The sequence below is a fragment of the Mycobacterium sp. genome (assembly GCF_004298145.1).
Taxonomy (GTDB): Bacteria; Actinomycetota; Actinomycetes; order Mycobacteriales; family Mycobacteriaceae; genus Mycobacterium.
The window spans coordinates 78,415-102,471 of record NZ_SCRH01000070.1 but is presented as its reverse complement, the minus strand read 5'-3'; the positions used below and the strand labels follow the sequence as shown (position 1 = coordinate 102,471).

Below are 24,057 nucleotides of genomic sequence, written 5' to 3'. Positions count from 1 at the left end.
AACGGTTCATTCGCCGGCCCCAGACGCCGATGAACCGACCGCGCGCCTACCTCGTTTCTTCAGGCATGCTCGGTAGGTACCGGGTGGTCGACCACATCGTCGGGCACCTCGCGGCAATCGGAGTCGATCACGTCTTCGGTGTGGATGGCGCCAACATCGAGGACGTGTACGACGCCGCGCACTTTTGCTCCGAAATCGACGCGGTGCTGGCCAAGCACGAGTTCTCCGCGGCCACCATGGCCGACGGGTACAGCCGGAGCGGGGCCGGCCTGGGCGTGGTGGCCGCGACCTCGGGTGGGGGAGCGCTGAACCTCGTTGCGGGTCTGGGCGAGTCGCTGGCGAGCCGGGTTCCGGTGTTGGCGTTGGTCGGCCAACCCGCCAGCACGATGGACGGCCGGGGCAGCTTCCAGGACACCAGTGGCGCAAACGGATCGTTGAACGCCGAGGCGCTGTTCTCGGCGGTATCGGTGTTCTGCGAGCGGCTGCGCACCCCGGCCGGCATCGTCTCGCTACTGCCCCGGGCCATCGCGGCGGCGCGTACCGGCGGTCCGGCGGTGTTGTTGCTGCCCAAGGACATTCAGCAGGCAGACATCGGCATCGGGCATCGCGACGCCACCGCGCGGGGTCGTGTGCGAGGGCGGATCGGCAACCCGCATCCGATCGTGGCCGAACTGCGCCGTGCGCGGGGACGGGTCACCATCATCGCCGGCGAGCAGGTCGCCCGCGACGACGCCCGGGCCGAGCTCGACGAGCTGTGCGCGCTCCTGCATGCGCGCGTGGCCACCGTCCCGGACGCCAAGGATGTCGCCGGCGCGCGAGGACTCGGCGCGGCGGGGGCGCTGGGGGTGACCGGCATCATGGGGCACCGCAACGTGGCCGAAGCGGTGGCCGCCAGCTCGGTGTGCCTCGTCGTCGGCACCCGGCTGGCGGTCACCGCCCGCGCCGGCCTGGACGACGCGCTGGCGGCGGTGCGGACGATCTCGATCGGGTCGGCGCCGCCGTATCTGCCCTGCACCCACGTGCACACCGATGACCTGCGCGGCTCGCTGCGCATGCTGACCCATGCGGTTCGCCACCGCGGGCGGCCGGCCGGTCCGCGCATCCCCGGTGCGGGCCGGCCCGCCGAGATGACGCCCCCGCCCTGCTCCGGCCCGGGTGTGCGGTACCGCGACGCCATGGCGGTGCTGGACCGAGTCGTGCCCGACGGGGCCGACATCGTGGTCGACGCCGGCAATACCGGCGCCGCGGCGATCCACTATCTCCCGGTGCGTTGCGGCGGCAGGTTCGTCGTCGCGCTCGGCATGGGCGGCATGGGCTACAGCTTCGGCGCCGGCATCGGAATGTCGTTGGGCCGCGCCAACAGTGGGCGGCCCGGGGGCCGCACCGTGGTCATCGCCGGCGACGGCGCGTTCTTCATGCACGGCATGGAGGTGCACACGGCCGTGCAATACCGGCTACCGATGACGTTCGTACTGTTCAACAACAACGCGCACGCCATGTGCGTGACCCGCGAGCAGCTGTTCTACGACGACCTGTACAGCTACAACCGTTTTCATCCCAGCCGGCTGGGCGCCGGCCTGGCGGCGATGTTCCCGAGCCTGACGTCGGTGGACGTCAGCGACGTCGAGGGATTTGCCGCGGCGATGGGCGCGGCGCTCGACGTCGACGGCCCGGCGGTGGTCAGTGTCGAGTGCGCCGCCGACGAGATCCCGCCGTTCGCACCCTTTCTCACCGGCGCACCGACCAAAGACGCCGCCGTAAACCAGGACTCGTTTGACAAGGAGAACCACACCAATGTCGCTGCCAGCGCTTGAGGATATTCCCGCCCCCCTCGATGGGGTCACCCGCATCGAAACCAGCCCCAGGGAGAAGGCCACGCCCATCATCATGGACATGATGCGGTCGGTGTACCCGCACGATCAGGTCTTCGGACAGTACTGCACCGTCAACGATTACGTCGACTGTCCACCCGACGAGTTGTACGAGTACATGGCCGACACCCGCAGCCTGGAGGAGTGGACATACAGCCTGCGCGGGTTCACCCCCACCGAGGAGCCCGGGTTATGGCTGGCGTACGACCGGCTCGGCTCGGAAACCGAGATCTACACCCGCACCGTCGCCAACGCGCAGGCGCGGACCGTGGACTACCACTGCGCCTGGGATCAAGGCAAGCATCTGTGGATGATCTACCTGATGCGTGTCATCGACGCCCAGACCGTCCTCGACAAGTCGGGATCGGTTGTGCTGTGGACCAATTGCCATCACCCGTTCTACGACCGCAATCCGTATCCGGAGACCGCGCCGCCTTCCCGGCCCGTATGGGTCGGCGACTTCTGGGACATGTTCGCCGCCGGCCATCTGCTGGAGATGCGCAACCTCAAGGCGATCGCCGAGTACCGCCACCGCAACGGACTGCCGGTGACACCGGTATGGATGAGATGAGCGCACCATGGGTAAGCCAAGCGTCAGCCTGATCGACGTCTCCACGTATCTGCCGGGCGAGCCGATCCCCGCCGACTACTACGCGCGATTCGCCGAATCCGACGACCTGCGCGACAACGTGATGTTCCGCGCCCCGAAGTTTCGCCATCACGTCGGTGCGGACGAGAGTTCAGTCGACATGATCGAACGCGCGGCCCATGGCCTGATCGAGCGGCACGGCCACGACGTCATCGAAGGCGCCGACGTGCTGATCACGCACACTCAGGTACCCGACATGGCGTTCTACGGCCAAGGTGGCAGCATCGCGCATCGGCTGGGTATGCGGCCGTCCTGGGTGCTCGACCTGAACAACGGCGGCTGCGCCGCATTTGTGTTGGCGCTCAACGTGGCCCGTAAATTGTTGTCGGCGGGCGACGGGCGCACCGCGCTCATCGCCATCGCGCAGAATGCGGCCGGACAATTCTTCGACCAACCGACGATTCGCCGCAAGGCGCAGTCGGCGGTGCCCGGCGACGGGGCGGCGGTGGGACTGGTCGCGGTGAGCGAGCAGTCGCCGATTCTCGATGTCGAGTGCCGCACCTACGGTGAGTATGCGGGCGAGATGGCGCTTTCCTACGATCCGCCGCGCAAGTGGTGGCAGGCGGGTCCCGGCGAGGGCAGCATCGGTTTCACCGAAAGCAAGATCACCAAGGTGCTGGCCCGCGGCAACCGGCAGGTTCCCGAAGTGGCACTGGCGGTGTGCGGTCGAATCGGGTTGTCCGCCAAAGACATCGGCTTGCTGGTCACCAACCAGCCGAACAGGGCGTTTCTGCGCAATTGGCGTGACGCGCTCGAGTTGCCCGAATCCAGGCACGTCGACACTTTTGACGAGTGCGGCAACCTGTTCGGTGCCGGGATCCCGATCAATCTGGACCGCGCGATAGCCGATGGCCGGCTCGGCGCCGGCGAGGTGGTCATGATGGCGGCATTCGCGCACGCCGGCGACTTCGCTGGCGCCGCCGCGGTGCGCTGGGGCGGGCGAGACTGATGCACCCCGGAGGCCTGGCGGCCGGCGAGATCTGCGATGCGCTGCCCAACGCGGTGGATCCGTTTGCCTTGTCGCTCAACGAGAATCCGTTCCCGCCGCTGCCGGCGGTACGTTCGGCCTTGATTCGTTCCCTGTGCGCGGCGAACCGGTATCCGGAGTTCCTGCCGGAGCGGTTGCGCGACGTGATCGCCGGCCACATCGGCGTGCCCGCCGACCGGGTGGTGCTGGGCGCGGGGGCGACGGGTGTCGTGTTGCAGGCGCTGCAGGCGCTGACCGCGCCGGGTGACACGATCGTGATGGCGTCGCCGACGTTCGACGGTTATCCGATCGTCGCGGACATGGCACGGCTGAACTCGTCGCTCGTCGCGCTGGACGCACACGGCCACAACGACCTCGACGCACTGGCCGACGCGGCCGCTACCGCCCGCGTCGTCGTCCTGTGCCGGCCGCACAACCCGACCGGCACGCTGGAGCCCACGGCCGCCGTCGTTCGGTTTCTGCGCCGGGTGCCGCGCGACACCGTCGTGCTGCTCGACGAGGCCTATATCGAGTTCACCGCTCCCGAGCACGGTTTCGACGTGGCGGCATTGGTCGCGCGTTTCCCCAACGTGGTGGTGGTGCGGACCTTCTCCAAAGCCTACGGTCTGGCGGGGCTGCGGATCGGTTATGCGGTGGCGTCTCCCGAGCTGGCACCGGCGCTGTGGCACCAGCAGGTGCCGTTCGGCATCGCGATCACCGGTTTGCTTGCGGTCGCGGCGTCGTATGCCGCGGAAAACGAACTGGCGCGACGGATCCGGTTGATCACCGCCGAACGCCGCTATCTCCGGATGCGGCTGAGCGCCATGGGGATATACACGACCGACGCGCACGCGAATTTCATGTATCTGCCGTCGCCGACGGGTGGGGGGGACAGGCAGTGTCGGCCGTGGCGTGAGGTTTTCGGCGACGGTGGGCCGCGGGTGCGGTATTACGCGGACGGTGGCGCGCGGATCACGGTGGGCGGCCGGGCATCGACGACGGCGGTGCTGTCGGCGTTGGGAAAGGCCACGCTTGGGCTCCAAGTGCGGTAAGAAGGGGCGTGGTGCAATCACGACCGGACAAACGTGATCCCATCGCCGCGGCGCGCGCCAACTGGGAGCGCGCCGGGTGGGGTGACGTGGCGTCGGGCATGGTCGCGGTGACGTCGGTGATGCGTGCGCACCAGATCCTGCTGGCCCGGGTGGAGACGGCGTTGCGTCCCTACGACCTGAGCTTCTCCCGATACGAATTGCTGCGGCTGCTGGCGTTCAGCCGGACCGGCGCGCTGCCCATCACCAAGGCCTCTGACCGGCTGCAGGTTCACGTCACCAGCGTGACCCACGCGATCCGCCGGCTGGAGGCCGACGGGCTGGTTCAGCGGGCGCCGCACCCCACCGACGGGCGCACCACGCTGGTGCGGATCACCGACCTGGGCCGCTCGACGGTCGAGGACGCCACCGTCACGCTCAACAAGCAGGTGTTCGCCGATCTCGGCATGACCGACACCGAATCGCAGGACTTGGCGTCATCGATCGAGACGTTGCGCCGCAACGCGGGTGACTTCTGAGCCGGTTCCCGGGCGCGCCCGACGTCGAGTTGTGGGGACGAATCGGCTGATTTCCCACAACAGGTCGACGTTCGGGGCTAACGAGGCGTTCGCAGCGTCTCGATGACCGCGCTGAAGTCCTTATCACCGTGATCGGCGGCGAATTTCGCGTAGATCTCGGCGGCGTGCCGGCCTAGCGGGGCGGCCGAACCGCTGGAGGACACCGCATCCATCGCCAGGTGAAGGTCCTTGTTCATCAGCGCGGCCGCGAAGCCCGGTTTGAAGTCGTTGTTGGCCGGCGAGGTCGGGACCGGGCCCGGCACCGGGCAATTGGTGTGCACGGCCCAGCAGTTTCCGGTCGCCCCGGTGATCACGTCGAACAGGGACTGCGCCGACAACCCGAGCTTCTCGGCCAAGACGAACGCCTCGCCGATCGCGATCTGCTGCACCGCCAGCACCATGTTGTTGCACACCTTGGCGGCCTGCCCGGCCCCGGCCGCGCCGCAGTGGATGATCTTGCCCGCCATGGGTTCCAGCACCGGCCGCGCCCGTTGCAGGCTTTCCGGGTCACCGCCGACCATGAACGCCAGCGTCCCGGCGACGGCGCCCTTCACCCCGCCCGAGACGGGCGCGTCCAGCTGCGCGACACCGCGCGATTCCGCCAGCGCGTGCACCTCGCGGGCGTCGTCGACCGAGATGGTGGAGCTGTCGATGAACAGCGCGCCGGGTCGCGCGGCGGGGAGAATGTCCGCGTAGCAGCGTTTGACCAGCTCGCCGTTGGGCAGCATGGTGATCACCACGTCCGCCCCGGTGACCGCGTCGGCGGCGCTGTCGAATCCGGTGACGCCGGCCGCGGTCGCCGCGGACAGCGCGGCGGGCACCGGATCGAATCCGCGCACCGCATGTTTGGCCGCAACAAGATTGGCCGCCATGGGCCCGCCCATGTGGCCCAGACCCAGGAAGGCCACCGTCAGGTGCTCGGTCATCTGAAGACCTTTCTACGCGGTTGCGCGGACCCGTGCTGCTTCGGCCCGACCGATGACCACTCGCATGATTTCGTTGGTGCCTTCCAGGATTCGGTGCACCCGCAGGTCGCGCACGATCTTTTCCAGACCATACTCGCGCAGGTAGCCGTAGCCGCCGTGCAGCTGCAGGGCTTTGTCGGCGACCTCGAAGCAGGTGTCGGTGACGTAGCGCTTGGCCATCGCGCACAACTCGACCTTGTCGGGATCGTCGGTGTCCAGCGCATTGGCGGCCCGCCACAACATCATTCGCGAGGTTTCCAGGCCGGTGGCCATGTCGGCCAGGGCGAACCGGATGGTCGGCTCGTCGAGCAGGGACGACCCGAACGCCTGCCGATCGCGGACGTAGGCCCCGGCCTTGTCGGAGGCGGCCTGGCCGCCGCCCAGTGAGCATGCGGCGATGTTGAGCCGGCCGCCGTTGAGGCCGTTCATCGCGATGCCGAATCCCGCGCCCTCACCGTCCAGGCCGCCCAGCATCGCGTCGGCGGGCACCCGCACCCCTTCCAGGATCACCTGCGCGGTGGGCTGGGCATGCCAGCCCATCTTCTCCTCGAGCGCGCCGAAACTCAGCCCGGGAGTGTCCTTTTCGATGACAAACGCCGAGATGCCGCGCGGACCCTCGCTGCCGGTCCTGGCCATCACCACATAGACGTCCGAGGCCCCCGCGCCGGAGATGAACTGCTTGACGCCGTCGAGCACGTAATCCGAGCCCTGCCTGACGGCGCGGGTGCTCAACGCGCTGGCGTCGGACCCCGCGCCGGGCTCGGTCAGGCAGTAACTGGCGATGACGTCCATCGACGCCAGCCGCGGAACCCACAGCTTGCGTTGTTCGCCGGTACCGAAGGTGTCGATCATCCACGCGCACATGTTGTGGATCGACAGGAACGCCGCGGTAACCGGGTCGGCGATGGCCAGCTGCTCGAAGATGCGGACCCCGTCGAGCCGGCGCAGCCCGCTGCCGCCGACGTCGTCGCGACAGTAGATCGCCGCCATGCCCAGTTCGGCCGATTCACGCAGCACGTCGGTCGGAAAGTGTTTGGCCGCATCCCATTCCAGGGTGTACGGGGCGATGCGTTTGGCGGCGAACGCGGCGGCCGTCTCGGTGATCACCCGCTCGTCGTCGTCGAGGGTAAAGGAAGCCATGAGGCATGCTGCCCTAATCCATTGTGGGAATGACGAATTCGGCGCCGTCCTTGATGCCGGACGGCCACCGCTGGGTCACGGTCTTGGTCTTGGTGTAGAAGAGGATCGACGAGGGCCCGTGCTGGTTGAGGTCGCCGAAGCCGGAGCGCTTCCAGCCGCCGAAGGTGTGGTAGGCCACCGGCACCGGGATCGGCACGTTGACACCGACCATGCCGACCTGGACGCGGGCGACGAAGTCGCGCGCGGTGTCGCCGTCGCGGGTGAAGACGGCCACGCCGTTGCCGTACTCGTGCTCCGAGGGAAGCCGCAGCGCCTCCTCGTAGTCATGGGCACGAACGATGCACAGGACGGGCCCGAAGATCTCGTCGGTGTAGATCGACATGTCCGGGGTGACGTGGTCGAACAGGGTCGGCCCGATGAAGAAGCCGCCTTCGAGGTTGGCGTCACCGAAAGTCAGGTCGTCGCTGGCGCGTTCGCGGCCGTCGATGACCAATTCGGCGCCCGCGTCGACACCCTGGCCGATGTAGTCGCGCACCTTCGCCACCGCGGCCTCGGTCACCAGCGGACCGTAGTCGGCCTTGGGGTCCAGGCTGTGGCCCACCCGCAGGTTGTTGATCCGCTCGATGAGCCGGGCCCGCAGCCGGTCCGCGGTCTGCTCACCGACCGGCACCGCGACGCTGATCGCCATGCAGCGTTCGCCGGCGCTGCCGTATCCGGCGCCGATCAGCGCGTCGACGGCCTGGTCCAGGTCGGCGTCGGGCATCACGATCATGTGGTTCTTGGCGCCGCCGAAGCACTGCGACCGCTTGCCGGTGGCGGCGGCCCCGGCGTAGATGTACTGGGCGATGTCGGAGCTGCCGACGAACCCGACCGCCGCGATGTCGGGGTGGTTCAGGATGGCGTCAACGGCCTCCTTGTCGCCGTGCACGACCTGGAACACGCCCGGCGGCAGGCCCGCTTCGACGAAGAGTTCGGCGAGACGCACCGGGACCGACGGGTCGCGCTCGCTGGGCTTGAGCACGAACGCGTTGCCGCAGGCCAGCGCCGGGCCGGCCTTCCACAGGGGGATCATCGCCGGGAAGTTGAACGGGGTGATGCCGGCGACCACGCCCAGCGGCTGGCGCAGCGAGTAGACGTCGATGCCCGGTCCGGCGCCCTCGCTGTATTCGCCCTTGAGCAGGTGCGGGATGCCGATGGAGAACTCGATGACCTCGATGCCGCGCTGAATGTCGCCCTTGGCGTCGGGCAGGGTCTTGCCGTGCTCGCGCGACAGCAGCTCGGCCAGCTCGTCCATGTTCTTGTTGACCAGCTCGATGAAACGCATCATCACCCGGGCGCGGCGCTGGGGATTCATTGCGGCCCAACCCTTTTGGGCCTCGATGGCCGACGCCACCGCGGCGTCGATATCGGCCTGGCCGGCCATCGGCACCTGCGCCTGGACGCCCCCGGTGCTGGGGTCGAAGACGTCAGCGGTGCGGCCGGACCGGCCGGCGGTGCGCTGCCCATCGATGAAGTGCGGAATCTGTGTGGTCATGAGGCCCTCGAATGTGGTTGACGGCGCTGAAGCGGAGGTGAGCGGATACTTGCATATCCTAGTAACTTGGATACGGCCTTGGCAAGGTGGGTAGCGGGCTAGCCTGACAGCTGTATGCACACCATCGAGGCCGACTACCTGGTGGTCGGCGCGGGCGCCATGGGCATGGCGTTCATCGACGCGCTGGTCACGGAGACCTCGGTGACCTCAGAGACCTCGGTGACCTCGGCGACGCAGGCCCGCATCGTGGTGGTGGACCGCAACCATGCGCCCGGTGGGCACTGGACCATGGCCTACCCGTTCGTGCGGCTGCACCAGCCGTCGGTGTTCTACGGCGTCAACTCGCTGCGACTGGGCGGTGACTCCATCGACCAAGTCGGTTGGAACCAGGGCCTTTACAAATTGGCGACCGCCGGGGAGATCTGCGCGTACTACGACCACATCATGCGCCGGCAGCTGTTGCCGACCGGGCGGGTCAGCTACTTCCCGATGAGCGAATACCTCGGCCAAGACCGTGGTGAAGGCCGGTTTCGCACGCTCGCCGGCGCTGACTACACCGTCCGCGTGGCGCGCCGCGTCGTCGACGCCACCTACATGCGTGTCATGGTCCCGGCGATGCGCCCGCCGCCGTATCGGGTCGCGACCGGCATCGATTGCGTCGCGCCCGGCGACCTGCCGGGGCGCGGTCCCTACGAGCGCTACGTCGTCGTCGGGGCCGGCAAGACCGGCATCGACACCTGCCTGTGGCTGCTGGGTCAAGGCATCGACCCCGACCGGCTCACCTGGATCATGCCCCGCGATTCCTGGCTGTTGGACCGCGAGACGATGCAGCCCGGCTCGTTGTTCGCCGAGAAGATCAAGGCGAGCTTCACCGCGCAACTGCGCGCCATCAACGACGCCGTGTCGGTGCCCGATCTGTTCGCCCGCCTCGAGGATGCCGGCCTGCTGCTGCGGATCGATCCGGCGACCCGGCCCGCGATGTATCGCTGCGCGACCGTCACCCGGCTCGAACTCGAGCAGCTGCGACGAATCACCGACGTGGTGCGCATGGGCCACCTGCTGGCCATCGAGGCGGACAAGATGGTCCTCGACCGGGGCGCGGTGGCGGTCAACGGCCGCGGGCTCTACATCGACTGCACCGCCGACGGTGCCGAAAAGCGGCCCGCCACGCCGATTTTCGATTCCGGTCGCATCACGCTGCAGAGCGTGCGCGGCTGCCAGCAGATCTTCAGCGCGGCGCTGATCGCTCACGTGGAGGCCGCGTACCGCGACGACTCGCGGAAAAACGGGCTCTGTGTGCCCTTGCCGCATCCGGACACCGACGCCGACTGGTTACGGCTGGCGCTGTCCGACTACAGCAACCAGCTGCGCTGGTTCGACGACCCGGAGTTGATGTCGTGGTTGTTCACGGCGCGCCTGGACCTTTTCGGTCACCTGATCGGCCACCTGCTGCCGTCGGCGTCGGCCAAGCCCCGGGTCCGGGATCGGATACTGAGCATCGCCAAGTCCGTCTTTTCCGCCACCGCCACCAAGCTCGACCGGCTGATGGCCGACGACGCCGCACTCGCAGCGCCCTGAGGGTGTAACCCGAGCCGATATTGATCGGGTGAAGGAGGCATGTGGCGGCAAGAAACGAACCCGTCGGGCCGCGACCCCTGCGTGCGGTACCCGGCAGTGGCCATGAGGCCGACTACCCGGACTGGGAAGCCGTGTACTCCGACAACGTGAGCTGGGTGTACCGCACGCTGTTCGCGCGGGTCGGCAACCGGACCGACGCGGAAGACCTCACCGCCGAGGTGTTCCTCGCCGCGCTGCGCCCGCTGCGCCTGACCGTGAGCGTGGGGGAGGTCCGTGCCTACCTGCGGGCCACGGCCAGGACGGTGCTGGCCGCACACTGGCGCGAGACCTTGGGACGGGAGATAACCTCGATCGAGGACATCGAACAACCAGCCGACAGCCAGGATGCGATCAGCACCGCGCCGCAGCGCGTGGCCCGGGTTCTGGACAACCTGCCGGATCGCTATCGCCAGATTCTGGAATCGCGCTTTCTGCGGGGTAATTCGATCAAGGAGTCCGCCGCGGAACTCGGGATCAGCGTGGCCAATGCCAAAGTGCTCCAGCACCGCGCCCTGCGGCTGGCGGCGCAGGTCAACGATGGGGGCCAGCCATGAATGCGCGGGGGTTGCGACGCTATGTCGACGATCTGTTGCGGGGGCGCCGGCCCAGGTCGTTCGCGCCCGACGACTTCGAGGCGGCGCAGCTGCGCACGGCCATCGAGTTGCGGGCGGCTCGCGGCGGGGATGACGAACCGCGGCCGGAATTCGTCTCCGATCTGCACCGCCGGCTCGGCGAGCAGATCTCAGGCGTGCCAACGGAAACGGCTTCCGGACGCGGTAGCACGCGCCGCCAGGTCATCGTCGGGACGTCGGCCGCCGCGACGGCCGCGGTCGCCGCGGTTTCCCTCGATCGGGCCGTGATCGCCGGTCAATACGGTCAACGGCGCGCCCCGGACAGCGCCACCGGGCAACTCACCCCCAACGATGGAAGCTGGCAGCGCGTCGCGGCCGGTTCGGACGTGCCCGACGGCGTCATGCATCCCTTCGATCTGGGTTCGGTGACCGGATTCGTCCGGCGCGTCGACGGCAAAGTGCAAGCGATATCCGGGGTGTGCACCCATCAGGGGTGCAAGCTGTGGTTCGACGCGCCGGATGACACGCTGCGCTGCCCCTGCCACACCACGTCGTTCTCGCCCAGCGGAGAGGTGCTCACCCACCAGCTGCCGATCGCACCGAAACCGTTGCCCGCATTGATGGTCCGGGAGGCCAACGGGGTCATCGAGGTGTTCGCCCCGGCGCGCCCCGCCTGACGGTGTAACCCACCGCCCTATCCCTGGGCATGGATATCCCCATGCGACGAAGACTTTTGGCGGCCGTGCTGGCCGTGGGCGTGCTGACATCGGCCGGTTGTGGCCAGTCCCGGCCCGTGGCGACCACCGGCGCACCCACCACCGAGATGTCGATCACCGCACCGCCCCGGCCCGCCGGTGCCGACCAGGTCGCCATCGACGGCTTCGCCTTCGCGCCGGTCACCCTGACGGTGCCCGCCGGGACCACCGTCACCTGGACCAACCGCGACGAAGAACCCCATACGGTCGCGGCCAGTGACGGCTCCTTCCACTCACCCGGTATGGGAACGGGAGCCATCTTCGCCCACATCTTTTCCACCGCCGGGACTTTCGACTACGTCTGCTCGATCCACCCGATGATGCGCGGCACCGTGGTGGTGACGGGATGAGGGACCCGAAGGGCATGACCCGGCGCCAGCTCATCCGGCATTCGGCGTGGTTCGGGGCGGCGGTCGGGTTCGCCGTGGCCGGCGGCGAGGTCATCTCGCATGTCGCCGGGGAGGCGGCGGCACAGCGCGCACACGTCCAGCCCACCCTGCGGTTCGCCCAAGTCAGCGACAGTCACCTCGGTTTCACCGGTGCGCCCAACACGGACGTCGCCGCAACGTTTCGCCACGCGATCGAAAAGGTCAACAACCTCGGCTACACACCGGATTTCGTCATCCACACCGGCGACCTCACGCACCTGTCCAGCCCCGAACAGTTCGACCAGGTGAAGCAGATGATGAGTGAGGTGAAGACGCCGCAGGTGTTCACTGTGCCCGGCGAGCACGATTCGATCGATGACGCGGGGCGCAAGTACCGAAACACCTTCGGGGCGGGCGCTGTTGGTGACGGCTGGTACAGCCTTGACGTCGCCGGTGTGCACCTCATCGCGCTGGTCAACACGTTGAACCTGCGCAAGCTGGGTCATCTGGGTGTGGATCAGCTGGGGTTCGTCGAGAAGGACGTGGCCCGTCTGTCGAGTGATACTCCGATCATCGTGTTCAGTCACATCCCGTTGTTCGCGATGTACCCGCAATGGGGCTGGGGCACCGACGATGCCACCCGGGCGCTGAGCTACCTGCGCCGGTTCTCGTCCGTCACATGCCTCAACGGCCATGTCCACCAACTGTTTTCCAAAATGGAAGGCAACGTGGCTTTCTACAGCGGGACCACCACCGCCTACCCGCTGCCGCATCCCGGTGACGGGCCGGCGCCGAAACCGGTGACACTGCCGGCCGGCAGGCTGCGCGACGCACTGGGCATCCGCGAGGTCAGTTACACCAGGGGACAGACCGCTCTGGCGCTGAAAGAGCGGACGTTGCAGTGATGGGTATCCTGGTCCGGGTCGGACTCGCCACGTCGCTGGCCATCAGCGCCGCCAGCCACGCCTACCTCTATGTCCATGGCTACCAACATATCCCAACCATCGGCATCGGATTTCTGGTTCAGGCCAGTGGCTCGTTGGCGATCGCCCTGCTGATTCTGGTCGGTGGTCCCGGATGGCTGCGCTGGGCCGGTGCGACGCTGGCGGCCGGTTCGCTGGTCGCGTTCGCGCTGTCGCGGACCGTGGGGCTTTCCGGCTTTTCCGAACGGGGTTGGGACCCAGCACCGTACGCGGTCATCAGCGTGGGCGCTGAAGTGCTCACCGTGGCGCTGTGGTGGCAGGGTGCTCGACGTCGGCCTTGGCGCGGTCCGACCACTTCCGTTTGAGTCGGCGCTTGAGTGACATCGAGGGCTTCTCGATGAGGAACCAGCTTGTCGCAGCGAGCGGTAGGGTGGCGACCGCGGCGACCATAAAAAACACGACCGGAGGTAGCTGCGTCGCAACCCCGCACACAGCCAGCAACTGCTGGACCGGGAACGCGTAGATGTACACGCCGTAGGACAGATCCGTACGCAGTCTCAAGCGGCTGCTCTTCAGCAAGGCTCCGGACACGATGATCGCGTAGGCCAGCGGCAGGGCGGCGACCACCCGGTAATCGGGCAGCCGGCTGGCCGCCAGCACGATGACGACGCTCACCCCGACCAGCGACCACCGGGCGGGGATCACCTCTTTCCACTGGTAGATCACGGCTCCGGCGGCGAACATGATCGCCGAGCGCACGGCGATCTGCGGGATGGTCCACACCCCCGGAAACGTCATCGGCGGTACCGCCGTTGCCAGACCCGTGGCCAGGACCAGGATCGCCGGAGAAACCCACCGGTGATTGGCCAGACCCGCCAAACCGATACCGGCGACGGCGAGGTAGCAGATCACTTCCCAGCCCAGGGACCACAGCGAACCGTTCCAGAGCCCGGAATGTGTTACCCCGCTTGGTGTTCCGCCGACGTCTAGATGGACGTAAGCCACCGCGCTGTTTTTCAGGAGGTATTCGAGCGGCGCGCCGGAAGACAATAGCTTGCCGACCGATCCGCCCCGGATCGCCACACTCAGCGGGGCGAAGACAAACGCCGTCACGATGAGGCAGACGTAGTAGCCGGGAAGGATCCGCAGGGCGCGGGCGGTGAGAAAGTCGCGGACTCGCGGGTCGTCGAGCCAACTCCTGGAGATGAGGAATCCCGAGATCGCGAAGAACCCGTCCACCCCTATCGAGAACAGAAGTTGCAGCGTCACCGCCGGGGGCAGGCGGTTCGTGATGGGCCAGCAGTGCCACAGCATGACTTCGGCCGCCAGCACCAGCCGCCACGCATTCAGCGCGTTGTTCCGCCCATCGAATACCTGTCCGAGGGTCATCGGCCACCGCCCCGTCGTGCCCCCGCCCGGCGGCATACTACCGCCGCTGGGCCAGGGGCCGAGAGCTTTCGCGGGCTTTGTCGGCGCGGACCGATTCGTGGCTAGGCGGTGTCCTGGGCCTTCGGCGCGGGCTGGTCGGCCATGGCCTCGGCTTTGTCGGCGGGGCGGGCTTCGTCGCCGCTGGAGACGACGGGCGCGGCCCACTTGCGCCGGAGCCGGCGTTTGAGAGACATCGAGGGCTTTTCGATGAGGAACCAGCTCGCCGCGGCCAGCGGCAGCGTGGCCACCACCGCAACGAGAAAGAACACGGGCGGATAGAGAACCGCCGCGAGCCCACAGACGCCCAGCAACTGCTGGACTGGGAACGCGTAGATGTAGACGCCGTAGGACAGATCGGTGCGCAGTCGCAACCGATCGCTCTGCAGCAGGGCACCGGACACGATGACGGCGTAGGCCAGCGGCAGGGCGCCGACGACCCGGTAATCGGGCAACCGGCTGGCCGCCAGCACGATGACGATGCAGACCGCGACGAGCGACCATCGGGCGGGGATCACGTCGCGCCATTGGTACATGGCGGCGCCGGCCGAAAACATGATGGCCGAGCGCACCGCGAGCTGCGGGATGGTCCATACCCCCGGGAATGTCAAGGGCGGCAGTACCAATGCCAGACCCGTCGCCAGAACCAGGATGGCGGGTGAAATCCACCGGCGATTGGCGAGGCCCGCCACGCCGATGCCGGCAACGACGAGATAGCACAACAGTTCCCAGATCAGTGACCACAGGGAGCCATTCCAGGCGTCTCCGCCCGGTACGTCGCGCGGGGTGCCGCCGACGTCGTGCTGCAAATAGGCCACCGCGCTGTTCTTCAGGACGTACTCGAGCGGTGCGGTGGACCCCAGCAGCTTGGCGGCCGAGCCGCCCTGGATCGCCACGCTGAGCGGGGCGAAGACGAACGCGGTCACGATCAGGCAGACGTAGAAGCCGGGCAGGATGCGAAGGGCGCGGGCGGTGAGGTAGTCCCGCAGTCGCGGGTCGGTGATCCAACTCCGGGTGATGAGGAAGCCGGAGATCGCGAAGAACCCGTCAACGCCCACCGAGAAGAAAAGCTGCAGAGTCGCATGCGGTGGCATGTGGCCCGTGATCGGCCAGGAGTGGAACAGCATCACCTCGGCCGCCAGCGCCAACCGAAGTGCGTTGAGCGCGTTTCTTCGCGGATCGAATACCTGCCCTAGCTTCATTAGCCTCCGCCACCCGTTACTCCACGCGCCGTCTGCGCCATCGTATCGGCCGGGTGCCGGTGGGCGATTGCGATCGGTGGAGCCGTCATTTGAGTCCTTGCGATGTAGCGACCGAAGTTATGCCGTGCCCGGGACCTCCGGGGGCGCCGCCATCGCCGCCTCGCGGGTACCGGCGGATCTGCGTTGGAGACGCGATTTCAGCGACCTCGCCGGCTTTTCGATCAGGAACCAGCTCGCCGCGGCCAGCGGCAGGGTAGCTACGGCCACGGCGAGACAGAACACGAACGGGTTGAGGCTGAGCAGCCCGAGGACGGCCAAAAGCTGCTGGGTCGGATAGGCGTAGATGTACATGCCGTAGGACAGGTCCGTGCGCAATCTGAGGCGCTTGTTGTGCAGGAGAGAGCCGGAGACGACGACGGCGTACGCGAGCGGGACGGCGGCGACCACCCGGTAGTCCGGCAGCTGGCCGGCCACCAGCACGATGACCACACTGACCGCGACTAGCGACCAGCGAGCGGGAATGACATCGCGCCACTGATACAGCAGCGCTCCCGCCGCAAACATGATCGCTGCGCGGCACGCCAGGAAGATGATGACGGTGCCCACGTTGCCCGTCGGCCGATTGAACACCTCGGGGAAGGTGACGGGTGGCATCATCGACGCCCCGATCGCTGCCGCCACCAGGATCGCCGGGGAAATCCACCGGCGGTTGGCGAGTCCGGCCACGCCGATAACGGCAACGACGAGGTAGCACATCACTTCCCAGAAGAGTGACCACAGGGACGCGTTCCAGATGCCGGCGTTGGGAATGCCGAGCGGGGTGCCTCCGACGTCGGGCTTGAGCCACATCACCGCAATGTTTTTCAGGACGTACTCGAATGGAGCGAAGGAGAACAGCAGCCTGGCGGCCGAACCACCTTGGATCGCCACGCTGAGCGGGGCGAACACGAAGGCTGTCACGATCATGCAGACGTAGAAGCCGGGCAGGATGCGAAGAGCGCGAGCGGCGAGGTAAGCACGCAGCCGTGGGTTACTGATCCAACTCGCGGTGATGAGGAACCCCGAGATCGCGAAAAACCCGTCCACGCCGACGCAGAGCAGCAGCTGCAGAACGGCCCGCAACGAAGGGAGATGACCCCGGATCGGAAAGGTGTGCCAAAAGATGACCTCGGCCGCGAGCGCTAACCGCCATGCGTTCAGCGCATTACTTCGCGGATCGAAAACCTCCCCGATTTTCATTTGCGCTTCCCGCCATCCGAACAGGGCGTCATCGGCATCATCGGCGACATCCTATCGTCACCCACGGCCGAACAGGGCCGGTTTACGGTACTGGCCCACTCGGTGGCCGCGAGGAGAGGGCTAATCGATACATGTCCAATAAATCGCTCGGGCAATCGATGCGATTTTGCGCTCGTGAGCGCCAAGAATGTTGCGGGATAAAGCACGTCGCGGTGAATGGCGCGCCGTTCACCGCGTCAATTCGCCGGCTTTGCCCGCAGGCCGTCGACGAACGCCTTCGTCTCCTCCCAGGTGGGAAGCAGGCCGGAGGCACGCACTTCTTCGAAGCTGGGGGCCGCGGCGTCGCGGTCGGACAGGCTGGGTGGCGCGCCGTCCACCAGTGGCCAGTCGATTCCCAGCGCCGGATCGGTCGCGCAAATCGTGTGTTCGCGCTGCGGGTTGTATTCCGCCGAGCACAAATACATCACCGTCGAATTGTCTTGTAACGCCAGGAATCCATGCCCCAGGCCCTCGGAGAGGTAAATTGTCCGGTGCTCGGAATCGTCGAGCAACACCGAGTCCCACTGGCCGAATGTCGGTGAACCCAAACGGATGTCGACGACGACGTCGAACACCGCACCGCGCACGCAGGTCACGTACTTGGCCTGGCTCGGCGGTACCTGGGCGAAGTGCAGTCCGCGCAGCACGCCCGCCGACGACACCGAGCAATTGGCTTGCCGGACGTCCAACCGGTGACCGGCGAAGGAGTTGAATCCCGTGTCGGTGAGCCATTCGAAGAAATGGCCGCGCGAATCGCCATGGACGGTGGGGCTGATCTCCCAGGCGCCGGGAACTTTCAGTTCGCGGGCTTTCATGTCACTGCCCACGTTCTTCGTAACGGGCTTCCGAGGCGTCTTTCAAGGGACGCCACCACGATTCGTTCGCGCGATACCAGTCAATGGTCTCACGCAGCCCCTCCTCAAAATCGGTATGCTTTGGCGCCCAACATAATTCGTCGTACAGTGTCGACGGGTCGATGGCGTAGCGCAGGTCGTGACCGGCGCGATCGGTGACGTGGTCGAAATCGTCGGGCTCGCGGCCCATCATCTGCAGCAGCGTCCGCAGCACGGTCAGGTTGTCGCGCTCACCTTCGGAGCTGATCAAATACGTGCGCCCGATCTCGCCCTTGTCCAGGATGCGCCGGACCGCGCTGTTGTGGTCGTCGACGTGGATCCAGTCGCGCACGTTGGCGCCGGTGCCGTACAGCTTGGGTCGCCGCCCGGTGAGTACGTTGGTGATCTGCCGCGGGATGAACTTCTCGACGTGCTGATATGGCCCGTAGTTGTTGGAGCAGTTCGAGATCGTCGCGCGCACCCCATACGAGCGCACCCAGGCCCGTACCAGCATGTCGGCGGCGGCCTTGGTCGCCGAATACGGGCTGGACGGGTTGTACGGCGTCGCCTCGGTGAACCGCTGGGGGTCGTCGAGCTCCAGGTCGCCGTAGACCTCGTCGGTCGAGATGTGGTGCAGCCGCACACCGTAACGTCGCGCCGCTTCGAGGATGGTGAAGGTGCCGACAACGTTGGTGTGCAGGAACGGCTCGGGGCCTGCCAGCGCATTGTCGACGTGGCTCTCCGCGGCGAAATGCACCACGGCGTCGGATTCGGCGACCAGCCGCGACACCAGCTCGGCGTCGGTGATGTCGCCGACCACCAGCGTGATCGCGTCCTCGACGCCGGCCAGCGACTCGCGCCGACCCGCATAGGTCAGGGAATCGAGCACCGTCACGGAGTCCTCGGGGTGTTCGCGAACGGTGCTGTGCACGAAATTGGCGCCGATGAAACCAGCGCCGCCGGTGACCAGTAACCGCATGCCCCAAACCCTAACCGAGCCGATCGGTCAGTTTGTGGCAGTTAGCCCCAGGGGCCCGGCCAATTCGGTTAGCGCAGGTAGCAGCGTTTCCTCGTGATAGCCGCCCAGCACCTGGATCGCCACATGGTCGGCCCCGGCGTCCAGATGTTCACGCAACCGCCCGGCGATGGCTTCCGGGGTGCCGTAGGCGACCACCGCGTCGATCAGCTTGTCGCTGCCGGGCGTGCGCACGTCGGCTTCGGTGAACCCCAGCCGCAGCCAATTGTTCACGTAGTTGCTCAGGCCCAGGTATCGCTCGACGGCCCGGCGGCCGATCTCGCGGGCCTGCCCGGTGTCAGTGCTGAGCACCACCTTGTGCTCGGGCGCCAAATACACCGCCCCGCCGAGCAACTCGCGCGCCTTGGCCGTGTGTTCCGGGGTGGTCAGATAGGGGTGTGCCCCCGCGCTGCGCCGCGCGGCGAGCCGCAACACCCGCGGCCCGAGCGCCGCGATGACCCGGCGGCTCGTCGGTACCAGGGCCGCGTCGAGCTGGTCGAGGTAGGAGACCAGGGCGTCGTACGGCTTGACGTACTCCTGGGTGTGCTCGGGGTGACCGACCCCGATGCCCAGCAAAAACCTTCCCGGGTGGCCGGTTTCGATGCGCTTGAACGATTCGGCGACGGCCGGGGCCGGCGCCGACCAGATGTTGACGATCCCGGTGGCCAGTTGCAGCGACGTCGTCCGCGCCAGGGCCGGGTCGACCCAGGACAGGTCGGCATCCGGCGAGCCGCCGATCCACGCGGCGCCGTAGCCCAGCGATTCGATCCGTGCGGCCAACTCCGGGCTGACGGATCGGGTCGGCAGCCACACGCCGAACCGACCCAGGTCGGGCTTGAGCGAAACTCCCTCGGTCATCTAGCTCCCCCTGCGAGTCGTCAGGACTGATTCAGCCCGAGTGGCCCCGCCAGTTCGGCCAGCGCCGAGACCAGGTTTTCATCCTTCGCCAGAACCTGCACGGCGACATGATCGGCGCCGGCGTCGAGGTGTTCGCGCAGCCGGGCCGCGATCTGGTCCACGGTGCCATAGGCCACCACCGCGTCCACCAGACGGTCGCTGCCGGGCCGGGTGATTTCGTCCTCGCCGAAACCCAGCCGCTTCCAGTTGTTTCGGTAGTTGGCGAGATTGAAATAGACGTCCAGCGCCTTGCGGCCGACCGCCCTGGCCTTCTCGGGGTCGGTGGTCAGAATCGCCTTGTGCTCGGGTGCCAGGAAAGCCGACGGGCCGATGATCTCGCGGGCCTGCGCGGTGTGTTCCGGCGTGGTCAGGTAGGGGTGCGCCCCGGCGGAACGCTCCGCGGACAGCCGCAGGACGCGCGGGCCGAGCGCCGCGATCACCCGGCGGTTGGCGGGCACCCCGTAGTCATCGAGCTGCTTCAGGTAGTCCACCAGGGCGTCGTAGGGCTTGCGGTACTCGCTGTGGGCCTCGGGGTGGCCGACTCCGATGCCGAGCAGGAAGCGGCCCGGGTAGGCCGCCTCGATGCGGTGGAAGGATTCGGCCACCGGCTTGGCGGCCGCGGTCCAGATGTTGACGATGCCGGTGCCCACCTGCAGCGTCGTCGTCGCTTCCAGGAGGGGCTCGACCCAGCCCAGCTCGGCGGGCGGCGAACCGCCGACCCAGACGGCCCCATAGCCCAGCGCCTCGATGTCCTTGGCCTGCTGGGGTGTGACGCCGCGTCCGAACGATCCGAACCGGCCGAGATCGGGCTTGCTGGGTGCATCGGTCATGGTGTTCCCAACCGGGCGCGGGATGGCCCTATTCCGGGGTCGCGGCGCTTTCCTCCGCCTCGCCGGGTAGCGGATTCCACCCGCAGCTCCCCGCCGCGGTGGCGGCGCCGGTCGCGCGCGCCGGCCCGAGATCCCGAGGGATCGTCGCCGACGGTGAGCATGCCGGGTTTGCGGGGGCTGCGCTGCCGCGTCCGCGGGGCCTGTCCTCGGCGTCAAGAATGGGCTCGTCAGCGGGCGTGTGGGAGGGTCGAGGAGGCGGGCCGCATCCCGCCGGCAGCGATTTTGGTGGAGCGGAATAACCAGGTATCGTGGAACGACGGTGCGGCATCCGCGCCGACTTTTTGTGTGTCCAGTCCTAGGAATTTCCTGTCACCGGCTCACGTTCCAAGTCGGTGGGCAATGTTGCGCCGCTCTGGGCGCAGACGAGAACGAAACTAAACGATGAGGATTGTTAACTAGCCATGGCCAAGAAGGAAGGCGCCATCGAGGTCGAAGGCCGGGTGGTCGAGCCGCTGCCCAATGCGATGTTCCGCATTGAGCTGGAGAACGGTCACAAGGTGCTTGCCCACATCAGCGGCAAGATGCGGCAGCACTACATCCGCATCCTGCCCGAGGACCGGGTGGTGGTGGAGTTGTCTCCCTACGACTTGTCCCGCGGCCGCATCGTGTACCGGTACAAGTAAAAACGCCCGCTCAGAACAACCTACGAACAGACAGAACAGGATCGAACAGCCGTGAAGGTGAACCCGAGCGTCAAGCCAATCTGTGACAAGTGCAGGGTGATCCGTCGGCATGGGCGGGTCATGGTGATCTGCTCCGATCCGCGCCACAAGCAGCGTCAGGGCTGACTTCCAAGCCTGATTCAGGCGCAAGCCACAACAACTGAATGCAGACCTCCCAGTACCACTGAGCGAATACGTCGCTCATCCACGCCCGGACGGAGGCCGGGCCCCGATGTCGAGTCATTTCGGCCGAGGGAACGGACTGGGATCAGACCTCCGCCTAGAAAAAGAGGAAACGCCACCTATGGCTCGACTAGTAGGCGTCGATCTGCCGCGTGACAAGCGGATGGAGATCGCGCTGACCTACATCTTCGGCGTCGGCCGGACCCGTTCGAACGAGATTCTGGAAGCGACGGGGATCGACAAGAACCTGCGTACCAGGGACCTGACCGACGACCAGCTGACCCACCTGCGCGACTACATCGAGGCCACCCTCAAGGTGGAGGGTGACCTGCGCCGCGAGGTGCAGGCCGACATCCGCCGCAAGATCGAGATCGGCTGCTACCAGGGCCTGCGGCACCGCCGCGGTCTGCCGGTGCGTGGCCAGCGGACCAAGACCAACGCGCGGACCCGCAAGGGACCCAAGCGCACCATCGCCGGCAAGAAGAAGGCCAGGTAACCCATGCCACCCGCCAAGAAGGCAGCCTCCGCCCCCAAGAAGGGGCAGAAGACCCGTCGCCGGGAAAAGAAGAACATTCCGCACGGTGCCGCGCACATCAAGAGCACGTTCAACAACACGATCGTGACCATCACCGACCCGCAGGGCAATGTCATCGCCTGGGCGTCGTCCGGCCACGTCGGCTTCAAGGGATCGCGGAAATCGACTCCGTTCGCTGCCCAGCTGGCCGCGGAGAACGCCGCGCGTAAGGCCCAGGAGCACGGCGTCAAGAAGGTCGACGTCTTCGTGAAGGGCCCGGGCTCGGGCCGCGAGACCGCGATCCGGTCGCTGCAGGCCGCCGGCCTGGAGGTCGGCGCGATTTCCGATGTCACCCCCCAGCCGCACAACGGCTGCCGTCCGCCCAAGCGGCGCCGAGTCTAGGAGATCAGAACCCAATGGCTCGTTACACCGGACCCATTACCCGCAAATCACGCCGGCTGCGCACCGACCTCGTCGGCGGTGACCAGGCGTTCGAAAAGCGTCCCTACCCGCCCGGCCAGCACGGCCGCGCGCGGATCAAGGAAAGCGAATACCTGCTGCAGCTGCAGGAGAAGCAGAAGGCTCGCTTCACCTACGGCGTGATGGAGAAGCAGTTCCGCCGCTACTACGAAGAGGCGGTGCGGCAGCCCGGCAAGACGGGTGAAGAGCTGCTGCGGATCCTCGAAAGCCGGCTCGACAACGTCGTCTACCGCTCCGGGCTGGCGCGTACCCGCCGGATGGCCCGCCAGCTGGTCAGCCACGGACACTTCAGCGTCAACGGCGTGCACGTCAACGTCCCCAGCTACCGGGTGTCGCAGTACGACATCATCGACGTGCGGGACGGTTCGCTGAACACCGTGCCGTTCCAGATCGCGCGGGAGACGGCGGGCGACCGGCCGGTCCCGAGCTGGCTGCAGGTCGTGGGGGAGCGTCAGCGCATCCTCATCCACCAGCTGCCCGAGCGGGCGCAGATCGACGTGCCGCTCACCGAGCAGCTCATCGTCGAGTTCTACTCGAAGTAACGGACTTTCGAGCCGGCCGGCTCGAAAACCCTAACGGCATCAAATAGCGGGTGCCGAGAAGGAGAAGAGAAACACCATGCTGATCTCTCAGCGACCCACACTGTCGGAGGAAATCCTCAGCGACGACCGCTCCCAGTTCGTCATCGAGCCGCTGGAGCCGGGATTCGGTTACACCCTGGGCAATTCGTTGCGCCGGACCCTGCTGTCCTCGATTCCGGGCGCGGCCGTCACCAGCATCCGCATCGACGGCGTGCTGCACGAGTTCACCACCGTGCCCGGGGTCAAAGAAGACGTCACCGCGATCATCTTGAACCTCAAGAGCCTGGTTGTGTCCTCGGAGGAGGACGAGCCCGTCACCATGTACCTGCGCAAGCAGGGCCCGGGTGCGGTCACCGCGGGTGACATCGTGCCCCCCGCCGGTGTCACGGTGCACAACCCCGACCTGCACATCGCGACGCTGAACGACAAGGGCAAGCTCGAAGTCGAGCTGGTCGTCGAGCGGGGCCGTGGCTATGTGCCGGCCGTGCAGAACCGGGCCTCGGGTGCCGAAATCGGCCGTATCCCAGTCGATTCCATCTACTCGCCGGTGCTCAAGGTCACCTACAAGGTGGACGCCACCCGTGTCGAGCAGCGCACCGACTTCGACAAGCTGATCCTGGACGTCGAGACCAAGAGTTCCATCAACCCCCGCGACGCGCTGGCGTCGGCGGGTAAGACCCTGGTCGAATTGTTCGGCCTGGCACGCGAACTCAACGTCGAGGCCGAGGGCATCGAGATCGGGCCGTCGCCGGCCGAGGCCGACCACATCGCGTCGTTCGCGCTGCCGATCGACGACCTGGACCTGACGGTGCGGTCCTACAACTGCCTCAAGCGTGAGGGTGTGCACACCGTCGGCGAGCTGGTGAGCCGCACCGAATCCGACCTGCTGGACATCCGCAACTTCGGTCAGAAGTCCATCGACGAGGTGAAGGTCAAGCTGCACCAGCTGGGCCTGTCGCTCAAGGACAGCCCGGCGAGCTTCGACCCCTCGCAGGTCGCGGGCTACGACGTCGCCACCGGCACCTGGTCCACCGAGGCCGCCTACGACGACCAGGACTACGCGGAAACCGAACAGCTGTAAAAAAGTCCGTCCCGGTCCTACCTAATACGGGGACCGGCCCCAATTAGGA

27 protein-coding genes are annotated in these 24,057 nt (G+C 67.0%); 17 read left to right on the top strand and 10 right to left on the bottom strand.

Annotated features, from left to right (window positions below; translation table 11 throughout):
* Positions 1–29: 29 nt before the first annotated feature.
* From EPN51_RS27945 to EPN51_RS27925, 5 genes are read left to right on the top strand one after another with little or no spacing between them, the layout of a single operon-like run.
* Positions 30–1,814, top strand: coding sequence for a thiamine pyrophosphate-dependent enzyme (locus tag EPN51_RS27945; RefSeq protein WP_293049153.1), 1,785 nt, complete (start codon positions 30–32; stop codon positions 1,812–1,814).
* Positions 1,795–2,442, top strand: coding sequence for an SRPBCC family protein (locus tag EPN51_RS27940; protein WP_293049115.1), 648 nt, complete (start codon positions 1,795–1,797; stop codon positions 2,440–2,442). The genes EPN51_RS27945 and EPN51_RS27940 overlap by 20 nt, the downstream gene beginning before the upstream one ends.
* A 7-nt stretch (positions 2,443–2,449) precedes the next feature.
* Positions 2,450–3,469, top strand: coding sequence for a 3-oxoacyl-[acyl-carrier-protein] synthase III C-terminal domain-containing protein (locus EPN51_RS27935; RefSeq protein WP_293049114.1), 1,020 nt, complete (start codon positions 2,450–2,452; stop codon positions 3,467–3,469).
* Positions 3,469–4,539: an aminotransferase class I/II-fold pyridoxal phosphate-dependent enzyme gene (locus tag EPN51_RS27930; RefSeq protein ID WP_293049113.1), complete on the top strand. Its 1,071-nt coding sequence runs from the start codon at positions 3,469–3,471 to the stop codon at positions 4,537–4,539. Before EPN51_RS27935 ends, EPN51_RS27930 begins: the two co-directional genes overlap by 1 nt.
* Before the next feature lie 8 nt (positions 4,540–4,547).
* A complete protein-coding gene (locus EPN51_RS27925; RefSeq protein WP_293049112.1) occupies positions 4,548–5,054 on the top strand; it encodes a MarR family transcriptional regulator in 507 nt (168 codons plus the stop codon).
* Between the two features lie 77 nt (positions 5,055–5,131).
* On the opposite strand, the gene mmsB is transcribed toward EPN51_RS27925, so the two are convergent.
* The 3 genes from mmsB to EPN51_RS27910 are packed head-to-tail and all read right to left on the bottom strand — an operon-like array spanning position 5,132 to position 8,732.
* Positions 5,132–6,019 (bottom strand): 3-hydroxyisobutyrate dehydrogenase, encoded by an 888-nt coding sequence (gene mmsB, locus EPN51_RS27920; RefSeq protein ID WP_293049111.1) that lies wholly within the window; start codon positions 6,017–6,019, stop codon positions 5,132–5,134.
* Between the two features lie 12 nt (positions 6,020–6,031).
* Positions 6,032–7,198: an acyl-CoA dehydrogenase family protein gene (locus EPN51_RS27915; RefSeq protein ID WP_293049110.1), complete on the bottom strand. Its 1,167-nt coding sequence runs from the start codon at positions 7,196–7,198 to the stop codon at positions 6,032–6,034.
* 13 nt (positions 7,199–7,211) lie between these two features.
* On the bottom strand, positions 7,212–8,732 hold the full coding sequence (locus EPN51_RS27910) for a CoA-acylating methylmalonate-semialdehyde dehydrogenase (RefSeq protein ID WP_293049109.1): 1,521 nt from the start codon (positions 8,730–8,732) through the stop codon (positions 7,212–7,214).
* 114 nt (positions 8,733–8,846) lie between these two features.
* Between EPN51_RS27910 and EPN51_RS27905 the strand changes: the two genes are divergently transcribed.
* The 6 genes from EPN51_RS27905 to EPN51_RS27880 all read left to right on the top strand — a co-directional run bounded on the left by EPN51_RS27905 (position 8,847) and on the right by EPN51_RS27880 (position 13,332).
* Complete coding sequence (locus EPN51_RS27905) at positions 8,847–10,310, top strand: NAD(P)/FAD-dependent oxidoreductase (protein WP_293049108.1); 1,464 nt, start codon at positions 8,847–8,849, stop codon at positions 10,308–10,310.
* 77 nt (positions 10,311–10,387) lie between these two features.
* Positions 10,388–10,903 (top strand): RNA polymerase sigma factor, encoded by a 516-nt coding sequence (locus EPN51_RS27900; RefSeq protein ID WP_293049152.1) that lies wholly within the window; start codon positions 10,388–10,390, stop codon positions 10,901–10,903.
* Entirely contained in the window at positions 10,900–11,598 is a 699-nt protein-coding gene (locus tag EPN51_RS27895) for a Rieske (2Fe-2S) protein (RefSeq protein WP_293049107.1), read from the top strand. The genes EPN51_RS27900 and EPN51_RS27895 overlap by 4 nt, the downstream gene beginning before the upstream one ends.
* Positions 11,599–11,639: 41 nt before the next feature.
* Entirely contained in the window at positions 11,640–12,026 is a 387-nt protein-coding gene (locus tag EPN51_RS27890) for a cupredoxin family copper-binding protein (protein WP_293049106.1), read from the top strand.
* Positions 12,023–12,949 carry a metallophosphoesterase gene (locus tag EPN51_RS27885; RefSeq protein ID WP_293049105.1) on the top strand — a complete coding sequence of 309 codons (927 nt, stop codon included), beginning with the start codon at positions 12,023–12,025 and terminating at the stop codon, positions 12,947–12,949. The genes EPN51_RS27890 and EPN51_RS27885 overlap by 4 nt, the downstream gene beginning before the upstream one ends.
* The gene (locus EPN51_RS27880) at positions 12,949–13,332 is read left to right on the top strand and encodes a hypothetical protein (protein WP_293049104.1); all 384 of its coding nucleotides are present in this window, start codon (positions 12,949–12,951) and stop codon (positions 13,330–13,332) included. The genes EPN51_RS27885 and EPN51_RS27880 overlap by 1 nt, the downstream gene beginning before the upstream one ends.
* On the opposite strand, the gene EPN51_RS27875 is transcribed toward EPN51_RS27880, so the two are convergent.
* The 7 genes from EPN51_RS27875 to EPN51_RS27845 form a co-directional block, all read right to left on the bottom strand.
* Entirely contained in the window at positions 13,265–14,356 is a 1,092-nt protein-coding gene (locus EPN51_RS27875; RefSeq protein WP_293049103.1) for an acyltransferase, read from the bottom strand. The two genes, EPN51_RS27880 and EPN51_RS27875, sit on opposite strands and share 68 nt — an antisense overlap.
* Positions 14,357–14,457: 101 nt before the next feature.
* Positions 14,458–15,594, bottom strand: coding sequence for an acyltransferase (locus EPN51_RS27870; protein ID WP_293049102.1), 1,137 nt, complete (start codon positions 15,592–15,594; stop codon positions 14,458–14,460).
* Positions 15,595–15,711: 117 nt separating this feature from the next.
* Entirely contained in the window at positions 15,712–16,833 is a 1,122-nt protein-coding gene (locus tag EPN51_RS27865) for an acyltransferase (protein ID WP_293049101.1), read from the bottom strand.
* Between the two features lie 236 nt (positions 16,834–17,069).
* Positions 17,070–17,687, bottom strand: coding sequence for a dTDP-4-dehydrorhamnose 3,5-epimerase (gene rfbC / locus EPN51_RS27860; protein ID WP_293049100.1), 618 nt, complete (start codon positions 17,685–17,687; stop codon positions 17,070–17,072).
* A gap of 1 nt (position 17,688) precedes the next feature.
* Positions 17,689–18,684, bottom strand: a complete 996-nt coding sequence (rfbB, locus tag EPN51_RS27855) for a dTDP-glucose 4,6-dehydratase (RefSeq protein WP_293049099.1) — start codon at positions 18,682–18,684, stop codon at positions 17,689–17,691.
* Positions 18,685–18,711: 27 nt separating this feature from the next.
* Positions 18,712–19,578, bottom strand: a complete 867-nt coding sequence (locus EPN51_RS27850; protein ID WP_293049098.1) for an LLM class F420-dependent oxidoreductase — start codon at positions 19,576–19,578, stop codon at positions 18,712–18,714.
* Between the two features lie 20 nt (positions 19,579–19,598).
* Positions 19,599–20,447, bottom strand: coding sequence for an LLM class F420-dependent oxidoreductase (locus EPN51_RS27845; RefSeq protein ID WP_293049097.1), 849 nt, complete (start codon positions 20,445–20,447; stop codon positions 19,599–19,601).
* Between the two features lie 461 nt (positions 20,448–20,908).
* Between EPN51_RS27845 and infA the strand changes: the two genes are divergently transcribed.
* From infA to EPN51_RS27815, 6 genes are all read left to right on the top strand, one after another.
* Positions 20,909–21,130 carry a translation initiation factor IF-1 gene (gene infA, locus EPN51_RS27840; protein ID WP_046182346.1) on the top strand — a complete coding sequence of 74 codons (222 nt, stop codon included), beginning with the start codon at positions 20,909–20,911 and terminating at the stop codon, positions 21,128–21,130.
* 51 nt (positions 21,131–21,181) lie between these two features.
* On the top strand, positions 21,182–21,295 hold the full coding sequence (gene rpmJ / locus EPN51_RS27835; protein WP_003879483.1) for a 50S ribosomal protein L36: 114 nt from the start codon (positions 21,182–21,184) through the stop codon (positions 21,293–21,295).
* 178 nt (positions 21,296–21,473) lie between these two features.
* The gene (gene rpsM, locus EPN51_RS27830) at positions 21,474–21,848 is read left to right on the top strand and encodes a 30S ribosomal protein S13 (protein WP_293049096.1); all 375 of its coding nucleotides are present in this window, start codon (positions 21,474–21,476) and stop codon (positions 21,846–21,848) included.
* Between the two features lie 3 nt (positions 21,849–21,851).
* Positions 21,852–22,268 (top strand): 30S ribosomal protein S11, encoded by a 417-nt coding sequence (gene rpsK / locus EPN51_RS27825; RefSeq protein ID WP_293049095.1) that lies wholly within the window; start codon positions 21,852–21,854, stop codon positions 22,266–22,268.
* Positions 22,269–22,282: 14 nt separating this feature from the next.
* Entirely contained in the window at positions 22,283–22,888 is a 606-nt protein-coding gene (gene rpsD / locus EPN51_RS27820) for a 30S ribosomal protein S4 (protein WP_293049094.1), read from the top strand.
* Positions 22,889–22,964: 76 nt separating this feature from the next.
* Positions 22,965–24,008 (top strand): DNA-directed RNA polymerase subunit alpha, encoded by a 1,044-nt coding sequence (locus EPN51_RS27815; RefSeq protein WP_293049093.1) that lies wholly within the window; start codon positions 22,965–22,967, stop codon positions 24,006–24,008.
* Positions 24,009–24,057: the final 49 nt, after the last annotated feature.

Bases quoted from the DNA above. Each gene is read 5' to 3' on its own strand.
- EPN51_RS27940 (WP_293049115.1), top strand. From the start codon at position 1,795: ATGTCGCTGCCAGCGCTTGAGGATATTCCCGCCCCCCTCGATGGGGTC.
- rpsM (WP_293049096.1), top strand. From the start codon at position 21,474: ATGGCTCGACTAGTAGGCGTCGATCTGCCGCGTGACAAGCGGATGGAG.
- EPN51_RS27910 (WP_293049109.1), bottom strand. From the start codon at position 8,732: ATGACCACACAGATTCCGCACTTCATCGATGGGCAGCGCACCGCCGGC.
- EPN51_RS27880 (WP_293049104.1), top strand. From the start codon at position 12,949: ATGGGTATCCTGGTCCGGGTCGGACTCGCCACGTCGCTGGCCATCAGC.
- EPN51_RS27815 (WP_293049093.1), top strand. From the start codon at position 22,965: ATGCTGATCTCTCAGCGACCCACACTGTCGGAGGAAATCCTCAGCGAC.
- rfbC (WP_293049100.1), bottom strand. From the start codon at position 17,687: ATGAAAGCCCGCGAACTGAAAGTTCCCGGCGCCTGGGAGATCAGCCCC.
- EPN51_RS27890 (WP_293049106.1), top strand. From the start codon at position 11,640: ATGCGACGAAGACTTTTGGCGGCCGTGCTGGCCGTGGGCGTGCTGACA.
- EPN51_RS27875 (WP_293049103.1), bottom strand. From the start codon at position 14,356: ATGACCCTCGGACAGGTATTCGATGGGCGGAACAACGCGCTGAATGCG.
- EPN51_RS27945 (WP_293049153.1), top strand. From the start codon at position 30: ATGAACCGACCGCGCGCCTACCTCGTTTCTTCAGGCATGCTCGGTAGG.
- EPN51_RS27845 (WP_293049097.1), bottom strand. From the start codon at position 20,447: ATGACCGATGCACCCAGCAAGCCCGATCTCGGCCGGTTCGGATCGTTC.
- EPN51_RS27865 (WP_293049101.1), bottom strand. From the start codon at position 16,833: ATGAAAATCGGGGAGGTTTTCGATCCGCGAAGTAATGCGCTGAACGCA.
- EPN51_RS27905 (WP_293049108.1), top strand. From the start codon at position 8,847: ATGCACACCATCGAGGCCGACTACCTGGTGGTCGGCGCGGGCGCCATG.
- rpsD (WP_293049094.1), top strand. From the start codon at position 22,283: ATGGCTCGTTACACCGGACCCATTACCCGCAAATCACGCCGGCTGCGC.
- rpsK (WP_293049095.1), top strand. From the start codon at position 21,852: ATGCCACCCGCCAAGAAGGCAGCCTCCGCCCCCAAGAAGGGGCAGAAG.
- EPN51_RS27895 (WP_293049107.1), top strand. From the start codon at position 10,900: ATGAATGCGCGGGGGTTGCGACGCTATGTCGACGATCTGTTGCGGGGG.
- EPN51_RS27850 (WP_293049098.1), bottom strand. From the start codon at position 19,578: ATGACCGAGGGAGTTTCGCTCAAGCCCGACCTGGGTCGGTTCGGCGTG.
- rfbB (WP_293049099.1), bottom strand. From the start codon at position 18,684: ATGCGGTTACTGGTCACCGGCGGCGCTGGTTTCATCGGCGCCAATTTC.
- EPN51_RS27930 (WP_293049113.1), top strand. From the start codon at position 3,469: ATGCACCCCGGAGGCCTGGCGGCCGGCGAGATCTGCGATGCGCTGCCC.
- mmsB (WP_293049111.1), bottom strand. From the start codon at position 6,019: ATGACCGAGCACCTGACGGTGGCCTTCCTGGGTCTGGGCCACATGGGC.
- EPN51_RS27915 (WP_293049110.1), bottom strand. From the start codon at position 7,198: ATGGCTTCCTTTACCCTCGACGACGACGAGCGGGTGATCACCGAGACG.
- EPN51_RS27935 (WP_293049114.1), top strand. From the start codon at position 2,450: ATGGGTAAGCCAAGCGTCAGCCTGATCGACGTCTCCACGTATCTGCCG.
- EPN51_RS27885 (WP_293049105.1), top strand. From the start codon at position 12,023: ATGAGGGACCCGAAGGGCATGACCCGGCGCCAGCTCATCCGGCATTCG.
- infA (WP_046182346.1), top strand. From the start codon at position 20,909: ATGGCCAAGAAGGAAGGCGCCATCGAGGTCGAAGGCCGGGTGGTCGAG.
- EPN51_RS27870 (WP_293049102.1), bottom strand. From the start codon at position 15,594: ATGAAGCTAGGGCAGGTATTCGATCCGCGAAGAAACGCGCTCAACGCA.